Annotated in this window: 16 protein-coding genes and 2 tRNA genes; 14 read left to right on the top strand and 4 right to left on the bottom strand. The window is 70.0% G+C overall.

Going from position 1 to position 17,869, the window contains the following annotated elements:
- Nucleotides 1-140: 140 nt before the first annotated feature.
- The 3 genes from ASG51_RS11725 to ASG51_RS11715 all read right to left on the bottom strand — a co-directional run bounded on the left by ASG51_RS11725 (nt 141) and on the right by ASG51_RS11715 (nt 6,427).
- Nucleotides 141-3,941 (bottom strand): EAL domain-containing protein, encoded by a 3,801-nt coding sequence (locus ASG51_RS11725; protein WP_056380980.1) that lies wholly within the window; start codon nt 3,939-3,941, stop codon nt 141-143.
- 309 nt (nt 3,942-4,250) lie between these two features.
- A complete protein-coding gene (locus ASG51_RS11720; protein ID WP_347379737.1) occupies nt 4,251-5,762 on the bottom strand; it encodes a HAMP domain-containing sensor histidine kinase in 1,512 nt (503 codons plus the stop codon).
- Nucleotides 5,759-6,427 carry a response regulator transcription factor gene (locus ASG51_RS11715; protein WP_056212909.1) on the bottom strand — a complete coding sequence of 223 codons (669 nt, stop codon included), beginning with the start codon at nt 6,425-6,427 and terminating at the stop codon, nt 5,759-5,761. Before ASG51_RS11715 ends, ASG51_RS11720 begins: the two co-directional genes overlap by 4 nt.
- 165 nt (nt 6,428-6,592) lie before the next feature.
- On the opposite strand from ASG51_RS11715, the gene ASG51_RS11710 reads away from it, so the two are divergent.
- The 12 genes from ASG51_RS11710 to ASG51_RS11660 all read left to right on the top strand — a co-directional run bounded on the left by ASG51_RS11710 (nt 6,593) and on the right by ASG51_RS11660 (nt 16,047).
- The gene (locus ASG51_RS11710) at nt 6,593-7,240 is read left to right on the top strand and encodes a hypothetical protein (RefSeq protein ID WP_056380979.1); all 648 of its coding nucleotides are present in this window, start codon (nt 6,593-6,595) and stop codon (nt 7,238-7,240) included.
- A 52-nt stretch (nt 7,241-7,292) separates the two neighbouring features.
- Complete coding sequence (locus ASG51_RS11705) at nt 7,293-7,640, top strand: hypothetical protein (protein WP_056349268.1); 348 nt, start codon at nt 7,293-7,295, stop codon at nt 7,638-7,640.
- Nucleotides 7,641-7,722: 82 nt separating this feature from the next.
- Nucleotides 7,723-8,187, top strand: a complete 465-nt coding sequence (locus tag ASG51_RS11700; protein ID WP_056380977.1) for a hypothetical protein — start codon at nt 7,723-7,725, stop codon at nt 8,185-8,187.
- Nucleotides 8,188-8,320: 133 nt separating this feature from the next.
- The gene (locus ASG51_RS11695) at nt 8,321-8,734 is read left to right on the top strand and encodes an EF-hand domain-containing protein (RefSeq protein WP_056380975.1); all 414 of its coding nucleotides are present in this window, start codon (nt 8,321-8,323) and stop codon (nt 8,732-8,734) included.
- A 237-nt stretch (nt 8,735-8,971) separates the two neighbouring features.
- The gene (locus ASG51_RS11690) at nt 8,972-9,889 is read left to right on the top strand and encodes a branched-chain amino acid ABC transporter permease (protein WP_055959172.1); all 918 of its coding nucleotides are present in this window, start codon (nt 8,972-8,974) and stop codon (nt 9,887-9,889) included.
- A gap of 90 nt (nt 9,890-9,979) precedes the next feature.
- Nucleotides 9,980-11,278: a high-affinity branched-chain amino acid ABC transporter permease LivM gene (gene livM, locus ASG51_RS11685; protein ID WP_056380982.1), complete on the top strand. Its 1,299-nt coding sequence runs from the start codon at nt 9,980-9,982 to the stop codon at nt 11,276-11,278.
- A 104-nt stretch (nt 11,279-11,382) separates the two neighbouring features.
- Nucleotides 11,383-12,207 (top strand): ATP-binding cassette domain-containing protein, encoded by an 825-nt coding sequence (locus ASG51_RS11680; protein ID WP_244476333.1) that lies wholly within the window; start codon nt 11,383-11,385, stop codon nt 12,205-12,207.
- A complete protein-coding gene (locus ASG51_RS11675) occupies nt 12,204-12,986 on the top strand; it encodes an ABC transporter ATP-binding protein (RefSeq protein ID WP_056380973.1) in 783 nt (260 codons plus the stop codon). Before ASG51_RS11680 ends, ASG51_RS11675 begins: the two co-directional genes overlap by 4 nt.
- Before the next feature lie 2 nt (nt 12,987-12,988).
- Nucleotides 12,989-13,354 (top strand): DUF6867 family protein, encoded by a 366-nt coding sequence (locus tag ASG51_RS11670; RefSeq protein ID WP_056212921.1) that lies wholly within the window; start codon nt 12,989-12,991, stop codon nt 13,352-13,354.
- Between the two features lie 86 nt (nt 13,355-13,440).
- A complete protein-coding gene (locus ASG51_RS11665) occupies nt 13,441-14,562 on the top strand; it encodes a branched-chain amino acid ABC transporter substrate-binding protein (RefSeq protein WP_056212923.1) in 1,122 nt (373 codons plus the stop codon).
- A 488-nt stretch (nt 14,563-15,050) separates the two neighbouring features.
- Nucleotides 15,051-15,236 carry a hypothetical protein gene (locus tag ASG51_RS24120; RefSeq protein ID WP_156389681.1) on the top strand — a complete coding sequence of 62 codons (186 nt, stop codon included), beginning with the start codon at nt 15,051-15,053 and terminating at the stop codon, nt 15,234-15,236.
- 169 nt (nt 15,237-15,405) lie between these two features.
- Nucleotides 15,406-16,047, top strand: coding sequence for a DedA family protein (locus ASG51_RS11660; RefSeq protein ID WP_056213097.1), 642 nt, complete (start codon nt 15,406-15,408; stop codon nt 16,045-16,047).
- 243 nt (nt 16,048-16,290) lie between these two features.
- Here ASG51_RS11660 and ASG51_RS11655 read toward each other — a convergent pair.
- Nucleotides 16,291-16,366: transfer RNA gene (locus tag ASG51_RS11655), tRNA-Asn, on the bottom strand.
- A 346-nt stretch (nt 16,367-16,712) separates the two neighbouring features.
- Between ASG51_RS11655 and ASG51_RS11650 the strand changes: the two genes are divergently transcribed.
- Nucleotides 16,713-16,786: transfer RNA gene (locus tag ASG51_RS11650), tRNA-Cys, on the top strand.
- Nucleotides 16,787-17,059: 273 nt separating this feature from the next.
- Nucleotides 17,060-17,710 carry a protein-L-isoaspartate O-methyltransferase gene (locus ASG51_RS11645; RefSeq protein WP_056380971.1) on the top strand — a complete coding sequence of 217 codons (651 nt, stop codon included), beginning with the start codon at nt 17,060-17,062 and terminating at the stop codon, nt 17,708-17,710.
- Nucleotides 17,711-17,869: the final 159 nt, after the last annotated feature.

The raw sequence follows: 17,869 nt of genomic DNA, 5'->3' as shown, positions 1-17,869 counted from the left end.
CCAGAACCCCAGGCCCAAACCCCGCCAATCGTCAGGAGATGCAAAAGCAAGCCGCCAACCCCGTTGGCCGCCCGCCGATGAACCGGGGTATACGGATCCCCGAATCTCCTGTCAACAGCCTTGTGACAGAAACACTACGTTCAGGCCGCGTCGCGCAGGCCTTCGAGGAACCGACGTGCCTCCTCGGCCGGGAGGGGGCGTCCGAGGAGGAAGCCCTGCGCCTCGGTGCAGCCTTCCTGGCGCACCCGCGCCATCTGCTCTTCCGTCTCGATTCCCTCGGCGGTGATGCTGGCGCCGAGCTGGGTGCCGAGGTCGACCACCGCCCTGACGATCGCGGCGGTGCCGGGATCGGCGATCTCGCGGATGAAGGACCGGTCGATCTTGATCCGGTCGAAGGGGAAGCGGCGCAGGTAGCTCAGGGAGGAGTAGCCGGTGCCGAAATCGTCGAGGGCGATCCGGACCCCGAGAGCCCGCAGGCGGTGCAGGCAGGCGAGGACCGCCTCGGCATCCTGCATCAGCACGCTTTCGGTGATCTCCAGTTCCAGGCGCCGCGCCGGCAGCCCGGAGGCCGACAGGGCGGCGACCACGCTCTGCTCCAGGTTCGCTTGCCCGAACTGGACCGCCGAGACGTTGACTGCGATGCGCCGGTCCCCTGGCCAGGAGGCCGCCTCGGTGCAGGCCTCCCGGAGGGCCCAGCTTCCGAGCTGACGGATCAGCCCGGTCTCCTCCGCAAGGGGAATGAAGGCGCCGGGCGCAATCATGCCCCGCACCGGATGCTGCCAGCGAAGCAGGGCCTCGAAGCCCTTCACGGCGCCGCTGTCGAGGTGCAGGACCGGCTGGTAGTGCAGGCTGAAACCGCCCGTGCGCACCGCCTCGCGCATCTCCAGCTCGAGGAGGTTGCGCTGGGTCGTCGCCGCATCCATGGCCGCCTCGTAGAAGCGATAGGTGTTCCGGCCGGCCGCCTTGGCCCGGTAGAGGGCGATGTCGGCATTGCGGAACAGCGTGTCGGCGTCGGCGCCGTCCTGGGAGCCGAGGCCGATGCCGACGCTGACCCCGATCCCGACCCGGTGCCCGTCGAGGTCGACGGGCTGCTCCATCGCCTCGATGATGCGGCGCGCTGCGAGCCCCGCTTCCTGGGGATCGTCGAGGTCGGCCAGGATGATGGCGAATTCGTCGCCGCCCAGGCGCGCGACGGTGTCGCCCTCGCGGACCACGCTGCGCAGGCGGTCGGCCACCACGCGCAGGAGCGCGTCGCCGGCTGGATGACCGAGGGTGTCGTTGACGGCCTTGAAGCGATCGAGGTCGCAGGCCAGGACCGCGAAGCGGCCGCCCCGGCGATCGGCGCGGGCGAGGGCGTTGCTCAGGCCCTCCTTGAACAGGAGCCGGTTCGGCAGGCCGGTCAGCCCGTCATGCAGAGCCATATGGGCGATCCGGCCCTCCGCCAGCTTGCGCGCGGTGACATCCATCGTGAGCCCCACGATCTTCACCGGCTCGTTCGACTCCGGGTCGGTCACGACCCGGGCGAAGCTCTGGAGCCAGCGCGGCGGATCGCCTTCCGGCGCCGCCAGCCGGAACTCGCCGCTGTAGGATCCGCCCTCGGCGAGGCAGCGGTAGACCTGTCCGTACAGGACCGCGAGGTCGCCCGCATGGATGTGGCGGTCCCACGCGCCGATGCCGACCTCCACCGGCCTATCGGCCGCGTGGCCCGCCGGCACCGGGAGGCCGTACATCCGCGCGCTGTCGACGGAGTGCCGGACGGTGCCGCCCTTCAGGTCCCAGGACCAGAGTCCGGCCCCGGCCGATTCCTGCGCGAGCCGCAGGAGATTCGAGGTTTCCTCCAGGGCTTGGCGCGCCGTCACGATGTCGTCGATGTCGAGGGCCGTCCCGAGCAAGCCGACCATCACGCCGTCCTCCCGGATGGGCAGCATGACGAGCTTGTGCCAGCGATAGACGCCGTCGTGCCGGAGGAGGCGGCCTTCCATCTCGTAGGCATCCCCCAGCCGGCGGGCCTCGCTGAAGACCGCCTCCATCCGCGCGGCATCCTCCGGGTGATTGCGGGCGAGGCGGGCCTCCCGGCTGATGCCGATGGGTCCGTAGTAGTCCTCGAACCGCTGGTTGACGTAGGTGGCGGTGCCGTCGTGGAGGGAGACGACCCAGACGATCTGCGGCAGGGAATCGGCGAGCGCGCGGTACCGGGCCTCGCCCAGGCGCAGGGCCTGCTCGGCGGCGACGCGCTCGCTGACGTCGCGCGCGGCGGTGATGGTTTCGAAGGGCCGCCCCGCCTCGTCGCGCACGAGCCGCGTCTGCGCCTCCACCCAGATCCAGCGGCCATCGCGGTGGCGCAGGCGATGGGTGATGCGGCCCGTCTCGGTGCGCCCGGCCCGGAACGCCTCGAGGAACGCGCGCGTGGCGGGCACATCCTCGGGGTGGAGCGAGGCCTCCAGGGGCAGGCTCAGCATCTCCTCGGGGCTGTAGCCGAGGAGATCGCGGGCGGCCGGAGAGACGTAGGTGCGGACGTTCGCGACGCTGCGCCGGACGATCATGTCGGAGACGGAATCCGCGAGGATGCGATACCGCCGCTCGCCCTCTCGGGTGCGGGCCTCCGCCGCCCGATGCTCCGTGACGTCGGTGAAGGTGTGCAGGATGCCGCCGTCGGGCAGGGTCACGCCCCGGACCTCGAGGGTGGTCCCGTCCGGACGCGGCCAGTCGATCCGCAGGGGCGTCCAGGCGCCGGTCGCATCGCGCAGGCGCGGCCGGCCGTCCTGGGCGGTCGGCATCGCCGAAAACTCGCCGCGCTCCGTCAGGTGCGCGAGGATGTCGGTCAGGAGCGCCCCTTCGCGCAGGATCGCCTCCGGCAGGTCCAGCAGTTGCAGGGCCCGCGGGTTGAGCAGCCGGACGCAGCCCTGCGCATCCATCATGATCAGGCCCTGGTCCATGGCCTCCAGGGTCGCGCGCAGGCGCAGGTCCTTCTCCCGCAGCTGCGCCTCGGAGGCAGCGAGGTCGGTGACGTCGAGGACGAGGCCGTAGAGCGCCGTGAGGCGGCCACCGGCATCGCGCTCCACCGCGCCCTGGACGATCACGTGACAGAGGCTGCCATCCGGCCGGACGATGCGGGCCCGCCCCTGGTAGGCAGCGCCCTCGGGCCCGTCGCTCTCCAGGGCGTTGGCGATGCGGGCCGAGACCGCGGCCCGGTCGTCCGGATGGTAGTAGGCGAGGTGGTCGTCGAGGGAAATCTCGCCGCCGGGGGGCATCGGCCGCCCGAAGACACCGCATAGTCCCTCGGACCACGAGACGGTCCGGGCCCGCGCATGGATGCGCCAGTAGCCGATATGGGCGACGGACTCGGTCATCCGCTGGGCCTCGACCACCAGCTTGAGGTCGGCGGCCTTGGCGGCAAGGAGCACCTCTGTCCGCTGGCGCTCCGCTCGCTCGATCTGACTCGCGCGCTGCGCGACGGTGAGCCGGAGGTGGGCCTCGACGACGGTGCCGAGGTCGCGCAGTTGCGCCACGCGAGTCGCGTCGAAATCGTCGCGCGGAACCGTGTCGATGAGGCAGAGCGTGCCGAGGGGCAGGCCGTCCGACAGGGCGAGGGGTACGCCCGCGTAGAACCGGGCCCGCGGCCCCCCGGTGACCAGGGGGCTCGTTGCGAACTCGGCATCGGCCAGGATGTCGGGCAGGACCAGCACCGCGCCGGGCGCCCCCAGGATCGTCCGGTCGCAGAAGGCACCGGCCCGGGAGAGGGTGCCCCCCTCGGCGACACCGCATCGCGCCTTGAGCGTATAGGTCTCGCTGCCGGCAAGGTTCACGAGGGCGATGGGCACGCCGAACAGAGCGCAGGCTGTCCGGCAGACGGCATCGAGATGCGCCTCCGGCGTACACTTCAAGAGTCTCAGGTCGTTGAGGATGGCCAGACGCTGCGCCTCGACGCTGGAGCTCGGCACGACAACCCTTTCTCACCGACGCACAATCCACGGAAACGCCGCGATCCGCATCTCAGGACCCCGAAACCGGCAGGCCCCGCTGTCGATGACGGGTCCGAGCCGGCACAGGATGAACATCAACCGGTCTTGCGGACACCCGCGACGAAACCGCCCGATGCGAGACCATGCCGTGCCAGCCTTTCACTTTCCTTTATGCCCGCGACGTCTCGGCGACGGCCGTGCGTTCCTTGGTGGCGCGCCGGCTCGTTTGTCCGGGAAGGCGGCGTTGCACACCGTCGACGTCGGTTCTTCGCAAGACATCGGCGGCCGTCACGCCGGCAAAAGCAACCGGGCACTGAGACCGCCGAGATCCGAGCGCGTGAGGCGCAAGCCCCCGCCGTACAGCTCGGCGAGCTCCCGGGTGATCGAGAGACCGAAGCCGTGGCCGGGCACGCTCTCGTCGAGGCGTCCGCCGGGCCGCACGGCGCGGGCGGCCGCCTCCGCGTCCAACCCGGGACCGTCATCCACCACGGTCACGGCAATTCCCGCCTCCGTGGCGGCGGCCGAGACCCGGACGCGACCGCGGCTCCACTGGCAGGCATTGTCGATGAGGTTGCCGAGCATCTCGTCGATGTCCTGCGGATCGCAGGCCACCGCGAGGCCGGCCGGCAGGTCGAGCTCGAGGGCGAGGCGCTTCTCGGCGTAGAGGCGCCCGAAGGTGGTCCGCAGGTCGGCGAGGGGACCGGCGAGTTCGGTCCGGGTGCGGGTCGCGCCGCCCAACGCGGCGGCCCGGGCGCGCCGCAGGTGGTGGCGCACCTGCCGGTCCATGGCGCCGGCGAGCTCGGCGAGGCGACCATCCGGGTCGCGGGTCCGGTCCGAGAGGGCGAGGGTCAGGGTGGCCAGGGGCGTCTTCAGGCCATGGGCGAGGTTCGCCACGTGGGTGCGGGCCCGTTCGAGGTTTGCGGCGTTCTGGTCGAGGAGGGCGTTCACCTCGCCCACCAGGGGACGGATCTCGGCGGGCTGCGGGCCGGGAATCCGGGGCCGGCGTCCGGCCCGGACCTCGGCGATGTCCCGGCGCAGCTGCTCCAGGGGCCGCAGGCCGAGGCGGACCTGCAGGACGGTGCCGGCCACCAGGCAGAGACCGAGGATCCCCAGGATGGCCGCGAGGGTCAGACCGGCCTCGCGCAAGGGTCCGTTCAGGGCCTTGGCCGGGGCCGTGGCGATGAGGAGGGCCGGCGGCGTGTCCCCCTGGGCGGGCAGGACCTGGATGCGCAGGATCAGGGCTTCGCCCCAGGGGCCGGTGCCGTCGCCCGGCTGGGGGCGGTCCGGGTCCCGGTCACGGGGTGGCCGGGCCGAGCCCGGGCCGCCCGGGACCGAGCCGCCCAGGGCGGACGGGTCCGGCAGGCGCGGGTTGCGCGTCTCCAGGGATTCCCCCTGGAGGGACTCGGCCCGCAAGGTCCTGCCCCCCTGGCGAACCTGCCAGTACCAGCCGGAACGCGGGCGGTCGAAGGGCGGCCCGTCCAGGGCACGATCGAGGCGCAGGCGGTCGCCGGGGCCGCGCTCCAGGCTCGACGCCAGGGCGACGAGCTGGCTGTCGAGGCGGCTGTCGAGCTGGGTCCGGACGAAGCGGTGCAGGACGAGCCCGATGGCGAGGCCGGCGACCAGCAGGGCCACGGTGACGAGGCCGAGGGCGGCCAGGAGCAGGCGCCGCTGCAGGGAGCCGAGATGGAGGAGCCCGACGGGCTTCGGGGGCGGACCGGGCCGGTCGGACGGCGCGGGCTTGGCCGGCGGTTCGTGCCCAATCGCGCCGGCGTGCCCGGCAGGAGGCTTCGTCGGGGTCACGCGGGATCGCCCGGGAGCAGGCGATAACCGTGGCCACGCACCCCCTCGATCCGGGCGGGGGCGATCTTGCGGCGCAGACGGGTGATGATGACCTCGACCGAGTTCGAATCGACGTCGGCGTCGCCGTCATAGACCCGCTCGATGAGCTGGCTGCGCGGCATCACCCCGTCCTTGTGCAGGATCAGGCAGGACAGGACGCGCCATTCGAGGCCGGTGAGCTTCAGGGGCAGGCCGTCGCGCTCGAAGGTGCCCAGGCCGGATTCGTAGGAGAGGGGACCGCAGGTGACGCGGGACGCCCCGTGCGCGGTCGCCCGGCGCACCAGGGCACGCAGGCGGATCACCAGTTCCTCGACCCGGAACGGCTTGACCAGGAAGTCGTCGGCCCCCGCCTTGAAGCCCGCGACCTTGTCGCTCCAGCCGTCCCGAGCCGTGAGGACGAGGACCGGCACGGTTCGGCCAGCCGCCCGCCAGGCCTGGAGGACGGTGAGCCCGTCGCGCCTGGGCAGGCCGAGATCGAGCACCACCGCGTCGTAGGTCTCGGTCTCGCCGAGATGCTGCGCGTCCTCGCCGTTCGCCGCGTGGTCGAGGGCGAAGTTCTCGGCCCGCAGGGCCTTGGCGATCTCGGCGGCGAGCGGCGCATCATCCTCCACCAGCAAGAGTTTCATGGCGTGGTGTCCGTGGGTGGAAGGGCGAAGGTGGACCGGCGAGCGGCCTACGCCGCGTCGTTTAACGGGGGCTGAACCGTGCGGTTCAGATCGGGTTGGAGGTCCCGGCCTAGAACGGCGTCAACCCGAGAGGGCAACCGCCGAACCCCGGAAGGACAGGCCACCATGACCGAGACCACCCAGACCCCCGCGCCCGCCAGCCTCACCCCGACCCCGAAGCCCTCGCGCCGCGCTCTCGTCGTCGGCGCCATCGCGGCGCCCCTCGCCTTCGGCGCGGTCGGCCTGTCGCTCGCCCAGACCGGAGCCTCGGTGATGACGCCGGTGGCGCCCACGGCGATCTCCGCCCTGAAGGCTTCGGGCTCCATCGCCGCCAAGGGCGACGTCGCCGAGATCTACGGCAACAAGTTCGTGATGCAGGACGGCACCGGCAAGGCGCTGGTCGAGACCGGCCGCCAGGGGGAGGGAGGCGCCCTGGTGAAGCCCGGCGAGGCCATCACCGTGCAGGGCCGGTTCGAGAACGGCTTCCTCCACGCCCTGCTGATCACCCGCGCCGATGGCAGCCAGGTGCGCGTCGGCCCCGCCGGCGGCCCACCCGCCGGAACCCTGGACTGGGCCAAGGACAAGGTGGGCCTCGGGGCGAAGCCCGACGTGCCGGCCCTGACCGCCCGCGTCGAGGCGGCCGGCTACTCCGACATCCGGGTCACCGGACGGGGGCCGCGTCACCTCGAGGTCGCCGCACGCGGCACCGATGGGCGCGAGCGCCAGCTCCATGTCGGCTTCGACGGTCAGGTCCGCGAGAAGCGGGTCTTCTGAGCGTCCCCTGCGCCGTCTCCCCCCTTCGATCTCACCCGGCAGGACATCCATCATGACGAAGACCACAGCCCTCCTCGGCGCCGCCGCGATCCTGATCGCCGGCGCGGCCGTCGCCCAGCCGGCCCCGCCGCCCGGCGGTCCGCGCCCCGGGCCGGAAGCCGGCGCTCCTCCGGGCGGCCCCCGGCGCGGTCCCGATGCACCGCCGCCGCCGAAAGCCGCCCATTTCCGCCTGGAGCGGGGCGAGACCGCCGTCGACGTGAAGTGCGCCGACGAGGAACCCATGAAGGCCTGCGCCGACCTGACCCTGCAGATGCTCGACCGCCTCGCCGCGCTGCCACAGCCGGACGGGTCGAAGACCGACGGGTCCAGGCCAGATGGGGCCAAGCCCGACGCCCGCTGATCCCACCCCGAACAGCGATGCGGCGGCTCCCCGAGCCGCCGCATCCCGACCTCCCTCCTTTGACACAGAGCACCCTATCCTGATGCCCCCAACATGCAGCACGCACGGAACGATCTGGGCCCTGTTCGGCCATCGCCTCGCGATCGAGTCCCCCGAGGGCCGCGTCCTCGTAGATCTCGGCCCGGAGGGCGCCAGGGCGCTCGCCCTCGCGGGCGCGACGCTGACGCCGGGCGACGCCATCGCGGTGACCGGCGAGCGGAAGCCCTCGGAGATCAAGGCCATCGCCATCACGGCTCCGGACGGGACGCGGCACGCCATCGCCCGGCCGCGTTCCGAAGACGGCGATGCGGGTCAGGCCGATCCGACGGTCGCCTTCGCGGCACTCCGAAAGGCGGGCTTTCAGGTCGAGGGGGAGGCCCGGCGCAGGCCAAAGCATTTCGAGATCCGCGCCCGGAAGGACGGCGGGTATGTCGAGGCGCACGTCACCTTCGCGGGGGTGATCCGCAAGACGAAGGCCCTGTCCGGGGCTGCCGCGCCGACCGGCTGACCAAGCGTCATGGCGCCGGGCCGAAGGGGGACCACCGGCCCGGACGCGATACTGCATTGCAATATCAAGCTTTCGCCGCTCCATTTCAGCGTGATAGATCGGCAATCGTTACTGCTGATACGGAGCTCTTCGCATGTCCCATCTGTCCCGCCTCGCCGTCGTCCTAGGTGCCGCCGCCCTCGCGCTTCCTCTGGCCATCCCGGCTTCCGCCAAGGGTCCGGGCGCATCGAAGGTGATCTCGATGGTCGACACCGACAACGACGGCACCATCGACCTCAAGGAGGCCCAGGCCGTGGCCGGCGCCCTCTTCGACAAGCTGGAATCCGACAAGGACGGCACCGTCGACGCCAAGGAGCTCCAGGGCCGCGTCAGCAAGAAGGCCCTCAAGGCCGCCGACCCGGATTCGGACGGCACCCTCGACAAGACAGAGTTCCTCGCCCTGGTCGAGGCCCGCTTCAAGGCCGCCGATCCGGACAACGACGGCACCCTCGACGCCAAGGAGTTGAAGACCCCCGCCGGCAAGGCCCTGGTCTCACTCCTCAAGTAAGTCCGACCGGTGCCTCGGGCACCGGAGCACGACCCACCTCCCGGGACGGCCCGGCGCTCCCAGCGCCGGGCCGTTCGCGTTTCAGGGTCCGGGAAAGCTCACCCCGGGACTCGCCGCGAGGATTGACCGGAGGCGGCAGTTCAGAACATTCCAGGCTGGCACGCCATTCGCAAACAGCGTCTGCCGATCGCAGACAGCGTTCGCCGATGGCTGCGCCGTCGAAACGAAGGCCGGTTCATGGAATTTTTCGCCCAGCAGTTCATCAACGGCCTGACGCTCGGGTCGATCTACGGGTTGATCGCCCTGGGCTACACCATGGTCTTCGGCATCATCGGGATGGTGAACTTCGCCCATGGCGACGTGTTCATGCTCTCATCCTTCATTGCCCTGATCTTCTTCCTCATCCTCACGTCCTGGCTCGGGCTGACCTCGGTCGCCCTGGTGTTCCTGATCGTGCTGGTGCTCGCCATGATCCTCACGGCTCTCTGGGGCTGGGCGATCGAGCGGGTCGCCTACCGGCCCCTGCGCGGCTCCTTCCGCCTCGCGCCGCTGATCTCGGCCATCGGCGTGTCGATCTTCCTGTCGAACTTCGTCCAGGTGGTGCAGGGCGCCCGCAACAAGCCGGTGCCGCCCCTCGTCCGGGACGTCATCGTGCTCTACCAGAACGAGCAGTACACCGTGACCCTGTCCTACAAGCAGGCGATCATCATGACGACGACGGCGCTGCTGCTCGCCGGCTTCTGGTACCTCGTGCAGCGCACCTCCTTCGGCCGCGCCCAGCGCGCCTGCGAGCAGGACCGGCGCATGGCGGCCTTGCTCGGCATCAACGTCGACCGGACGATCTCGCTGACCTTCGTGCTGGGCGCGGCGCTCGCCGCCGTCGCCGGCACCCTCTACCTCCTCTATTACGGCGTGGTCTCGTTCTCGGACGGGTTCGTGCCCGGCGTGAAGGCCTTCACCGCGGCGGTGCTCGGCGGCATCGGCTCGCTGCCCGGCGCGGTCCTCGGGGGCCTGATCATCGGCCTGATCGAGACCTTCTGGTCGGCCTACTTCTCGATCGAGTACAAGGACGTGGCCGCGTTCCTGATCCTCATCGTGGTGCTCATCTTCAAACCATCCGGCATCCTCGGACGCCCCGAAGTCGAGAAGGTCTGAGCCATGGCGCAAGGATCGACGACTCACGGATCGACCATCGGTGCGGTGTCCCCCACCGTCGGCCGCCGCTCCGCCGCGGCCCTGCCGGAGATGCTCAAGGATTCCGCCCTCTTCGCCCTGGTGACGCTCGGGTTGAGCATCCCGGTGGTGGCCTACCGCACCGATCTCGGGCAGGGCACCGGCCTTGAACTCACCGGCCGCTGGGGAGTCGTCGCGGGCCTCTGCCTCGCGGTGTTCGTGCTGCGCCTCGGCCAGCGCCTGCTGCTGGGCGAGGTCGCGCGCCGGCGGGAGGCCCACCGCCTCGCGACCGTCGATGCGGCCCCGGTCGTCGCCCGGGCCGGCCGCGTCCTCGGTCCGCTGACGCTGGCCGTCGCGCTCACCCTGCCGCTGCTTGCCACCCTCGGCTCGGGCGGCCTGTCGGAGGGGCGCTACTGGATCGACCTCGGCATCCTCATCCTGACCTACGTCATGCTCGGATGGGGCTTGAACATCGTCGTCGGCCTCGCCGGGCTGCTCGACCTCGGCTACGTCGCGTTCTACGCGGTGGGGGCCTATTCCTACGCGCTGCTCTCCACCGTGTTCGGGCTCTCGTTCTGGATCTGCCTGCCGCTGGCCGGCCTGTTCGCCGCCGCCTTCGGGGTGCTGCTCGGCTTTCCGGTGCTGCGCCTGCGGGGCGACTACCTCGCCATCGTGACCCTCGCCTTCGGCGAGATCATCCGCCTCGTCCTGATCAACTGGGTCGACTTCTCCGGCGGGGCCGCCGGCCTGTCCTCGATTCCCCGCGCCAGCTTCTTCGGCATCCCGTTCACGGCCGGGGAGGGCGGCTTCGCCCAGACCTTCGGGCTGAGCTTCAGCCCGATGCACCGGATCGTCTTCCTCTACTACCTGATCCTGGTGCTGGCGCTGATCACCAACCTCGTCACCCTGCGCATGCGTCGCCTGCCCCTGGGGCGTGCCTGGGAGGCCCTGCGCGAGGACGAGATCGCCTGCCGCTCGCTGGGCATCGACACCACGATGACGAAGCTCACCGCCTTCGCGCTCGGCGCGATGTTCGCGGGCTTCGCCGGCTCGTTCTTCGCCGTGCGCCAGGGCTTCGTCAGCCCCGAAAGCTTCAACTTCCTCGAGAGCGCGATCATCCTGGCCATCGTGGTTCTCGGCGGCATGGGCAGCCAGGTCGGCGTCGCCATCGCGGCGATCGTCATGGTCGGCGCCCCGGAACTGCTGCGCAACCTGTCCTTCCTCAAGGCCGTGTTCGGCGAGGGCTTCGACCCGAACGAGTACCGCCTGCTGCTGTTCGGCCTCGCCATGGTGTGCATGATGGTCTGGCGCCCGCGCGGGCTCATCTCCGAGCGCTCGCCCTCGGTCCGCCTCGGGGGGCGCACCGCATGACGCGCGCCACAGGTACCACCCGCCTCGCCACCCTGCGGGACGCGCCCCCGGCCGCGAATCCGGGCGGCCCGGTCGACCCGATCCTCGTGGTCGACCACCTGACCATGCGGTTCGGCGGCCTCACCGCCGTCGGCGACCTCTCCTTCAAGGTCGGGCGCGGCGACATCACCGCGCTGATCGGCCCGAACGGCGCCGGCAAGACCACGGTCTTCAACTGCATCACCGGCTTCTACAAGCCGACCGAGGGCATGATCCGCTTAGCGCAGGCCGGCGGCGAGACCTACCTGCTGGAGCGCCTGCCGGGTCACGACGTCAACCGCCTCGCCCGGGTCGCCCGCACCTTCCAGAACATCCGCCTGTTCCCGCAGATGACCGTGCTGGAGAACCTGCTGGTCGCCATGCACAAGCCCCTGATGCGGGCCTCCGGCTTCTCCCTCGCGGGCATCCTCGGCCTGCCGGGCTATCGCCGGGCGCAAGGTGAGGCGATCGCCAAGGCCGCCGGCTGGATCGCGCGCATCGGCCTGACCCACCGGGCCGACGAGCCGGCGGGCGATCTGCCCTATGGCGACCAGCGCCGCCTGGAGATCGCCCGCGCCATGTGCACGGACCCGGTGCTGCTCTGCCTCGACGAGCCGGCCGCCGGCCTCAACCCGCGGGAATCGGCCGACCTCAACACCCTTCTGCGGATGATCCGCGACGAGTACGGCACCTCGGTGCTGCTCATTGAGCACGACATGTCGGTGGTGATGCAGATCTCCGACCGCATCGTGGTGCTCGATTACGGCGTCAAGATCGCCGACGGCACGCCGGACGAGATCCGCAACGACACCCGGGTGATCGCGGCCTATCTCGGCGTCGACGACGAGGAGGTGGCCGCGGTGGAAGCGGAAGTCGGACTTGCCGGAACCTCTACGGGATTAACGGCATGAGCGTCGCGGGCATCAACGTGCTGGTGGACGAGACCCGCGCCCGGATGGACGCCGCGAAAGCGCCGCTGCTCAGCGTGCGCGGCGTCTCGGCCTATTACGGCAACATCCGCGCCCTGAAGGGCGTCGACATCGACGTGCACGCGGGCGAGATCGTCGCCCTGATCGGCGCCAACGGGGCCGGCAAGTCCACCCTGATGATGACGATCTTCGGCCAGCCCCAGGCGCGCGAGGGCACCATCACCTTCGCAGGGCAGGACATCACCAAGCTGCCGACCCACGAGATCGCCCGGCTCAACCTGGCGCAGTCTCCCGAGGGAAGGCGTATCTTCTCCCGCATGACGGTGCGCGAGAATCTGCAGATGGGCGCGGCCGTCAACGGGGGGAAGCATTTCGCCGAGGACCTCGAGCGGATGTGCACCCTGTTCCCGCGCCTGCGCGAGCGTATCGACCAGCGCGGCGGCACCATGTCGGGCGGCGAGCAGCAGATGCTCGCCATCGCCCGCGCGCTGATGAGCCGGCCGCGCCTGCTCATGCTCGACGAGCCCTCGCTGGGCTTGGCGCCCCTGGTGGTCAAGCAGATCTTCTCCGCCGTGCGTGACCTCAACGCCCGCGAAGGCCTGACCGTGTTCATCGTGGAGCAGAACGCCTATCATGCCCTCAAGCTGGCGCATCGCGGCTACGTCATGGTCACGGGGGCGGTCACGATGAGCGGCACCGGCCAGGCCCTTCTCGATGACCCGCAGGTGAAGGCCGCCTATCTCGAGGGGGGATCGCACTGAGCATGGCCGACGGTTTCAGCCTCGATCTGCGCACCCTCGGAATCTTCCTCCTCATCACCGTGGCGATGGGCGGGGGTGCGGCCTGGATGACCGGCAGCGGGCTCGCCCGCGGCTGGCGGCCGTTCTGGCACTGCGTTCTGGCCCTGCTGCTGATCGCGGCGGTGACGCGGTTCCTTCACTACGCGCTGTTCGAGGACCCGCTGCTGTCGCTGCCGGCTTACCTTGTCGACGCGGCGGTCGTCCTCGCCATCGGGGCCGTGGCCTACCGCTACACCCGCACCGGACAGATGACCCGGCAATATGCCTGGCTCTACGAACGCACCGGACCGCTGAGCTGGCGGGACCGGACGAGCGCGCCGACGCCGTGACGGCGCGTCGCGAGACCACACCGCGTGTTGGCGACCGTGCCGGCGAAGCGAACGCCCGGTCCGGCGCCTCAAGAGGGGAAACGAGCATGAAGTCACTGTTTTCAGCCGGCGTCGCCCTCAGCCTGATGCTGGCGGCCACCGCCGCTCAGGCCGAGATCAAGATCGGCGTGGTGGTCCCCGTTACCGGTCCCAACGCCGCCTTCGGTGCGCAGATCAAGACCGGGGCCCAGCAGGCCATCGCCGATATCAACAAGGCCGGCGGCGTCAACGGCGAGAAGCTGGTGATGACGGTCGGCGACGACGCCTCCGATCCGAAGCAGGGCGTCTCGGTGGCCAACAAGTTCGCCTCCGAGGGCGTGAAGGCCGTGGTCGGCGCCTTCAACTCGGGCGTCTCGATCCCGGTCTCGGACGTGCTGCAGGAAGCCGGCATCGTCGAGGTCAGCCCGGCCTCCACGGCGATCAAGTATACCGAGCGCGGCAACTGGAACACCTTCCGCACCTGCGGCCGCGATGACCAGCAGGGCGCGGTGGCGGGGGCGTATCTCGCCGAGAAGTTCAAGGGCAAGAAGATCGCCTTCGTCCACGACAAGACCCCCTACGGCAAGGGCTTGGCCGACGAGACCCTGAAGGCCCTGAAGGCCAAGGGCGGCACCAACGTGCTGTACGAGGGCATCAACCCGGGCGAGAAGGACTTCTCGGCCCTGGTCTCGAAGCTGAAGCAGGCCAATGTCGACGTGGTCTATTTCGGCGGTCTCTACACCGAGGCCGGCCTGCTGATCCGTCAGATGCGCGACCAGAGCCTGCAGGCGCCGCTGATGGGCGGCGACGGCATCGCCGACCGCGAATTCGCCCAGGTGGCAGGCCCGGGCTCCGACGGCACCCTGATGACCTTCTCGCCGGATGCCCGCAAGAACCCGAAGTCGAAGGCCACCGTCGACGCCTTCAAGGCGATGAACTTCGACCCCGAGGGCTACACCCTTTACTCCTACGCCGCCATGCAGATCCTCGCCGACGCGATGAAAGCGACGAAGTCCACCGACGGCCAGAAGGTCGCCGCCTACATGCACGAGGGCAAGCCCTTCAACACGGTGATCGGCGACATCGCCTACGACAAGAAGGGCGACATCACCCGCCCGGACTACGTGATGTACATGTGGAAGAAGGGCGCCGACGGCTCGATCAACTACGCCGGCAACGAGCAGCCGTAGGCTCCGCCGAGCGTCGTCGACGATCGGGGCCGGGGGCGCGATCCCCCGGCCTTTTTCGTGCGGGGCCGCGAAGGCTCCGGGCGCGACGAACCTGCACACCCCGTCAGCCGGCCACAGCGCCAGGTCGGCTCCGGTTGTCGCAACGGGTCGTGGGCGGTTCTCCGCGTCCGCGCGCATTCCACCCCGACGGAGCAGGTATAGCCACACGCGCCGGAAGACCGACGTCCCCCGTGACGCCGACCCCGAGGGCGGCGTCGACCCGGACCATCGTCCACGCAAGCTCGCCTGACGAGCTGGAGACGGAGGCTCCGAGACCTCCGCGCCCAGGCGACATCCCAACGACGGAGCGATGACCGTGAGGCGACATGGCTCCCGGTCGCCGCATGCCAGACCTGTTCTCGCCGAACCCCCGGGAGGGTTAACGAGCCGGTCCGCTTCCGGTACCCCAAGCTGTGCCGTTGGACTGGCACGCCACTTGAGGAGCCTGGATGACCCTAGACGTGCAGCACGATCGCTCTGCCTCGCCGCTCGCAACCGTCTCTCACGAGATCTATCCGTCCCCATTGCCAAGTCCAGAGCATCCGGGCGACGACGCTCCGGTGCCTGCGCCCGATACGCCGACCGCCCCGAGCTTCGAAAGCGACTGTTTCGCGGGCTTCGGCTCCTTCAGCTGATCCCCCAACAGAGTAGCGCTCCGCCTCCGGCAATGGTCCGGGGGCAGGGCGTTGCGGGCACCGCAGGATAGCGGTGACCCAATCTTCAGGCACGGCTCAGCCACAGCCGAGCCCCGTTCCCGCCATGTTCGCCCGCTCTGTGTCGCGGGATTGCCGAACGGGAATGCCCATGTCCTTCCTCACGAATCTGCCCATCGCCGACCTGATCGCCAGCTACGGCTACATCGCGATCTTCGTCGTCATCGCCCTGGAGAGCGCGGGCGTGCCGCTGCCGGGCGAGACGATCCTGATTTCGTCGGCCGTCTATGCCGGCAGCACCGGCCAGTTGAACATCGGCCTGATCATCCTCGCCGCCGCGACCGCCGCGATCCTGGGCGACAATCTCGGCTACTGGGTCGGCCGCCGCTGGGGCATGCCGCTCCTGCTGCGCTATGGCCACTTGATCGCCCTGGATCACGGCCGCCTCAAGCTCGGGCAGTATCTCTTTCGCGAGCATGGCGGGAAGATCGTCTTCTTCGGCCGCTTCACCGCGATGCTGCGCGCCTATGCAGCCGTCCTCGCGGGCGTGAACAAGCTCGATGCCCGCCGCTTCCTGATCTTCAACGGCCTCGGCGGCATTGCCTGGGCAACGATCATGGGCCTCGGCTCGTATTACTGCGGTCGCTCGATCGAGCATGTCGCCGGGCCCGTGGGCCTCGCCCTGCTGGCCGTGGTGATCTTCGGCGGCCTCGCGCTCTGGCTGTTCGTGCGCAAGCACGAGACGCGCCTGCTGGCGGAGGCCGAAAGCGCGATCCCCGGCCCACTGACCTGATCGACGCCGCCCCCCCCCGAGACGAACCCCGTCGGCCTCCGAGGCCGGTGGGGTTCGTCGTTCGCGGACAAGTGCGAGAGGCGCGACGCCGGAAGAGAGCAGGCTTTACCGAGAACATCGCCGTGTGGCGTACTCGACGAAGGCGTCGAACCAGCGGCTGCGAGGATGCGGGGCCAGATCCCAGGATCGGCTCAACCGCTCTAGCTGACTCATCAAGAGTACAGCCAAGTTTTGAAGAAAGATTGGCTCCCCGAGCAGGACTCGAACCTGCGACAAAGCGATTAACAGTCGCTTGCTCTACCAACTGAGCTATCGGGGACCGCGATCGGGGGTCTACACAGCGCTTCGCCGGGACGCAAGAGTGTCTGGACCGGTGATTTGACGATTCCGTCACATTTTTTGACCCGCGCCCGGGGCGTTGCCGGAAATCCTCGCGACCCGGACTGGAGCCGCGTGGAACCGGAGGCGGGGGATCGAGGCGCAGGACCGAAGATGGTCCCACCGAGGCGCGCGAAGGGGGGACGCATCCGTCCGTGCAGCCTAATTTGCAGAGATCGTTCAAAGGCCGTTGCCCTCACGCGGGGGGCTCTGCTAGAGACCGCTCTCCCCGAGCCGGCCGCCCGGACGGGGGTCGCCGGATGAGCCCCTCGGGGCGGTGCGACAGAGGCCTCGTGGCGGAGTGGTTACGCAGAGGACTGCAAATCCTTGTACGGGGGTTCGATTCCCTCCGAGGCCTCCAACTTTTCTATTGCCGGCGCGGCCGGCGTCCCATTCGAGGAACGAGATCCCGCCGGTACCGGCGCTAAGTGTTCGGCGGCCCGGGTGGACAGAAACGATCACCGCGGCCGAGGCCCGGAAGACCCGCTCCTGCGTGTCAGCGGGGCGCCGCCGGGAACCTTGCGTTTTCGCCATCGATCCACGACAACCCGCAAGCTTCGGCGTGGCCGCCCGGCCGCCCGGAAGGACAGAGCGGCGCCCGGCGCCGGCCCAGGGTCGAGGGAAGACGGCATCCATGCTCGATTACGCGCAGGCACGACGCCTCATGGTCGATTGTCAGTTGCGGACCTTCGACGTGAACGACGTCCCGGTCCTCGACGCCTTCGGAGAGGTCGCCCGCGAGCGTTTCGTGCCGCCGGGCCGCGAGGACTTCGCCTATATCGACCAGACCCTGCGGCTCGGCCGGACGGGCCGCGCGATGCCGGCACCGATGCTGCTCGCCCGCATGATCCAGGCCCTGGCGATCCAGCCGGGCGACACCGCCCTCGATGCCGCCACGGGCTACGGCTACGGCGCCGCGATCCTCGCGCGGCTCGGTGCCGACGTCGTGGCCCTCGAATCCGATGCCGATCTCGCGACGGGCGCCCGCGAACGCCTGACCGGCCTCGACCGCGTCACGGTCGTCGAAGGACCGCTCGAGGCCGGCGTCCCGCAGAGTGCACCGTACGATGCGATCCTGGTGAACGGCCGCGTGGAGATGCGCCCGCAGCCCCTTCTGGATCAGTTGAAGGACGGCGGTCGCCTCGTCTGCGTGATGGGCCGGGACCGGGCCGCGAAAGCGACCCTATTCGTGCGGGCCGGCGACGCCTTCGGCGCGCGCCCCCTCTTCGATGCCGCTCTTCCGCCCCTGGGCGCCTTCGCGGACGCGGTCGATTTCGCGTTCTGACCTCCGCAGAGCTGCCAAAAGGACCGCTTCGTCGCCATCGATGCCGTGGACTGGAGACCGGTTTCGCGCCCCGCACGCCTCGGAGGTAACCCGAAAGGAGTGTCGCTTTTTTGCGGCACCCCTGACGGATTCACGCAATGCACAGCAAGCAACCGGTGC

This window comes from Methylobacterium sp. Leaf465 (assembly GCF_001424705.1).
Taxonomy (GTDB): Bacteria; Pseudomonadota; Alphaproteobacteria; order Rhizobiales; family Beijerinckiaceae; genus Methylobacterium.
This window is presented reverse-complemented; position numbering and strand designations above follow the sequence as displayed.